This is a genomic window from Streptomyces sp. ActVer (genome assembly GCF_027270795.1).
GTDB lineage: Bacteria > Actinomycetota > Actinomycetes > Streptomycetales > Streptomycetaceae > Streptomyces > Streptomyces umbrinus_A.
Genome location: NZ_JAPWHT010000680.1, coordinates 1 through 3,799, shown reverse-complemented (window position 1 = coordinate 3,799; position 3,799 = coordinate 1). Strand labels below are relative to the sequence as shown.

Below are 3,799 nucleotides of genomic sequence, written 5' to 3'. Positions count from 1 at the left end.
CCGCGATGGCCATGGCGATGGCGACGCGCTGCTGCTGGCCGCCGGAGAGTTCGTGCGGGTAGCGGCGGGCGAGTTCGGCGGGGCGGGGCAGTCGGACCTGTTGGAGGAGGTCCACGACGGGGACGTCTCCGCCCGCCTCCGCGATCTGCCGTCCGATCCGCATGGAGGGGGTGAGCGCGTGCCCCGCGTTCTGCGCGACCATGGCGACGGTCCCTCCCCGCAGGCGCCTCAACTCCCTTGCGGGCAGGGCGAACACGTCAGCCCCGTCGACCCGCACCGAACCGCCCGTCACACGCGAACCGTGCCGCAAGTGCCCCAGCAGCGTCGCTGCCACGGTCGACTTGCCACTGCCGGACTCACCGACCAGCGCGTGGGTCTGCCCAGGCAGCACGTCGAGGGACACTTCACACACCACGGGCACATCGCGTCCGCCGGAGCCACCCGAGCGATAGGCCACCGACAGCTCGGTGACGGAGACGATCGCGGTCATCAGGACCCCTCCCTGATCCGGTCGACGCCCCACGCCTTGGACAGGCCGTCGGCGGCGAGGTTGAGCCCGACCACGAGGGTGGCCAGGGCGATGATCGGTGCGAGGCTCGCCATCGGGACGACGGTGATGGCGGTGCGGTTCTCCGCGACCATCAGGCCCCAGTCCGGGGTGGGCGGATCGGCGCCGAAACCGAGGAAGGACAGCGAGGAGATCAGCAGCACGACCCATGAGGCCCGCATGGCGAACTCGACGCAGACGACGTCGGTGATGTTCGGCAGGATCTCGCGCCGCAGGATCGCCCAGGTGGACTCGCCCCTGGCGCGCGCCGCGGTCACGTAGTCGGCGGGTACGACCGCCAGCGCGGCGCCCCGCACGACGCGTACGACCTGGGGGACGTACACGACGGCGATCGCGAGGACGATGACCGAGGGGCCGGTGCCGAGTGCGGTGACGATGACCAGCAGCGCCAGGACCGACGGCACGGACAGGACGGCGTCGAGGATCCGGCCCAGTACGTCGTCGAACCAGCCGCCGCGCAGGGCCGCGGCGCATCCCACGACCGTGCCGATCAGCAGGGTCACGAGAGTGGCGGCGACGGAGACGCCGAGGGCGTAGCGGCCGCCGTACAGGACGCGTGCCAGGACGTCACGGCCGTACTGGTCGGTGCCCGCCCAGTGCTCCCAGCTCGGCCCGAGCAGCGCCTGGTCGGCGTTGTTGGCGATGGGGTCGTAGGAGGTGAGGACCGGCGCCAGGAGCGCGATCAGGACGTGGACGGCGACGATGGCGAGGCCGATGGTGGCCGCCCGCGAGGAGCGCACCGTGCGCCAGGCGCGGGCCGCCGCGGAGGGTGGTGCGACGGGGACGGCGGGTGCCGGCGCCGGGGTGTCGAGGGTGGTCATCGGGTCCTCCCGCGCGTACGGAGCTTGGGGTTGAGGGCCATGGCGCCGAGGTCGGCGGCGAGGTTGCAGACGACGTACACGACCGCGCTGATCAGGGCGATGGCCTGGATGACGGGCAGGTCCCGGTTCTGCACCGAGGCGAGCATCAGCTTGCCGATGCCCGGGTAGTTGAAGACGTTCTCGACGACCGCGACGCCGCCGGCCAGCCACGCGACGTTCAGCGCGATGACGTGCAGCGTCGGGAGCAGCGCGCTGGGCAGCGCGTGCCGGGTGACGACCCGCCAGGTCGACAGGCCCTTGAGGCGGGCCGTGGTGACGTATTCGGTCGCCATGACGTCGATGACGGACGTGCGGGCCATCCGGACGATGTACGCGGCCATGACGACGGCGAGCGCGAGGGCCGGAAGCCATACGGCGGGCATGAGTTGGCCGACGCTCGCCTCGGGGCCGTACAGGACGACCGCCGGGAACCACGGCAGGGCGACGGAGAAGCAGAGCACCAGGACGGTGGCGACGACGAACTCGGGGACGCCCATCCCGACCAGGCTGACGGTGGAGATCAGGTGGTCCGGCCAGCGGTCGCGGTACAGGCCCGCGAGGATGCCGAGGACGATCGAGCCGGTGACGGCGAAGAGGACGGTCACCAGGGCGATGAGCGCGGAGTTGCCGAGGTACAGGCCGACTTCGCCGCCGACCGCCTTGCCGGACACGAGGGAGAGGCCGAAGTCGCCGTGCAGCGCGCCGCCGATCCAGTCGATGTACCGCTCCCAGGCGGGCTGGTCGAGTTTCAGTTTCTCGCGCAGGGCGGAGACGGCGTCCGGGGTCGCGTCCTTGCCGAGGACCTGGGTGGCGACGTCGCCGGGCAGGGCCTGTACGGCGAGGAAGACGAGGACGGAGGAGAGGAACAGCGTGCCCACGGCGGCTCCCGCCCTGCGGGCGATGAAGGAGAACATGCTCAGGCCCCCTTCAGGCCGATGCCGAGGTAGTCGAACTCGAAGCCGTGCTCGGCGTATCCACGTACCTTGCGCGAGATACCGACGAGCCGGTCGGCGAACATCGGGGTCATCGCCCCGCCCTTCTCGATGACGAAGGTCTGCGCCTCGCCGTACAGTTCGCGCCGCCGCTCGTCGTCGGTCTCCTGCCGGGCCCGGTCGAGCAGCGCGTCGAACGCCTTGTCCGACCAGGCGGTCTCGTTGTACGAGGAGCCGCTGCGGAAGACCTGGGTGAAGAGCTGGTCGACGGGTCTGCCGGTGTACCAGTAGGTGGCCATGAGCGGCTTCTTCATCCAGATCTGCGTGTAGTACGAGTCCGCCGAGGCCGTCTTCACCCGGATCCGGATCCCGGCCCGCTTGGCCGAGTCCTGGTAGGCGAGCGCCATGGGCGTGAAGACCGGGTCGTACGAGGACGTGTAGAGGTCGACGGTGAGGCCCTCGTGGCCCGCCTTCTTCAGCAGGTGCCGGGCCTGTTCCGGGTCGTGCTTGGGGTGCGCGGTGATGTGGGCGGGGTCGCTCGGCGGCACCGGGTTGTCCCAGCCGGCCGTGCCCGCGCCCTGCAGCGCGACCTTCACGACGTGTTCCGGGTCGTAGGCGAGCTTCATCGCCTGCCGGACACGTACGTCGGTGAAGGGCTTCTCCGTCGTCAGCATCGGCAGCACGTACCACTGGGCGTTCTCGACGCGGGCGATCGTGGCGCGGTCGGAGGCGGCTACGACACGGGCGGTCGCGAAGTCCAGGTTGGTCTGCGAGAGGAGGTCGACCTGGCCTGCCAGCAGGGCGTTCGAGCGGGCCGACATGTCGGCGACGGAGTAGAAGTCGATGGCGTCCAGGACCGGGCGGCCCGCCCAGTGGTCCTCGTACGCGGTGATGCGGCCCGGGCCCGCGGGCGCGAACGACTCCAGCTTGAAGGGGCCGGTGCCGATGCCCGTGCGGCCGATGCCGCGGGCGCTGCCGTCGGGGATGACGTAGCAGTTGTAGTGCGTGAGGAGGCTCGGGAACTCCGCGTTGGGGGTCTTGAGCGGCACCACGAGCGTGCGGGCGTCGGGAGTCCGCAGTTTCCCCGGGTCGATGAGCGGGGCGAGGACGGCCGCCTGCGGGGACGCGGTCTCCTTGGCGAGGATGTGGCGCAGCGTGTACGCGGCGTCGGCGGAGGTGAGTTTCCGGCCGTCGTGGAAGGTGACGCCCGCGCGGAGGCGGAAGGTCCAGGTGCGGGCCTTGGCGTCCGGCTCCCAGGACTCGGCGAGGTCGGGGACCAGGTCGCCGTTGGCGCTGACGCGGACCAGGCGGTTGTAGAGGGCGCCCAGGTACTCGTACGCGGACAGGGCGCTCGCCGGGTCGAGGGTCTCGGCGTCGGAGGCGGGCGGCCGGGCGATGCGGAGGGTGCCGCCGCGGTCGGGGCTGCCGCCCATCGCGTC

Annotated in this window: 4 protein-coding genes; all 4 read right to left on the bottom strand. The window is 71.4% G+C overall.

Annotated elements, in window-relative coordinates; translation table 11 throughout:
* A partial coding sequence (locus O3Q52_RS50340) for an ATP-binding cassette domain-containing protein (protein ID WP_269655123.1) occupies positions 1-490 on the bottom strand: 490 nt, incomplete at its 3' end.
* Entirely contained in the window at positions 490-1,389 is a 900-nt protein-coding gene (locus O3Q52_RS50335) for an ABC transporter permease (RefSeq protein WP_269655122.1), read from the bottom strand. The genes O3Q52_RS50335 and O3Q52_RS50340, both read right to left, overlap by 1 nt.
* Positions 1,386-2,342, bottom strand: coding sequence for an ABC transporter permease (locus tag O3Q52_RS50330; protein WP_269655121.1), 957 nt, complete (start codon positions 2,340-2,342; stop codon positions 1,386-1,388). Before O3Q52_RS50330 ends, O3Q52_RS50335 begins: the two co-directional genes overlap by 4 nt.
* Before the next feature lie 2 nt (positions 2,343-2,344).
* Positions 2,345-3,799: ABC transporter substrate-binding protein (locus O3Q52_RS50325; RefSeq protein WP_269655120.1), on the bottom strand; the 1,455-nt coding region annotated here is incomplete at its 5' end.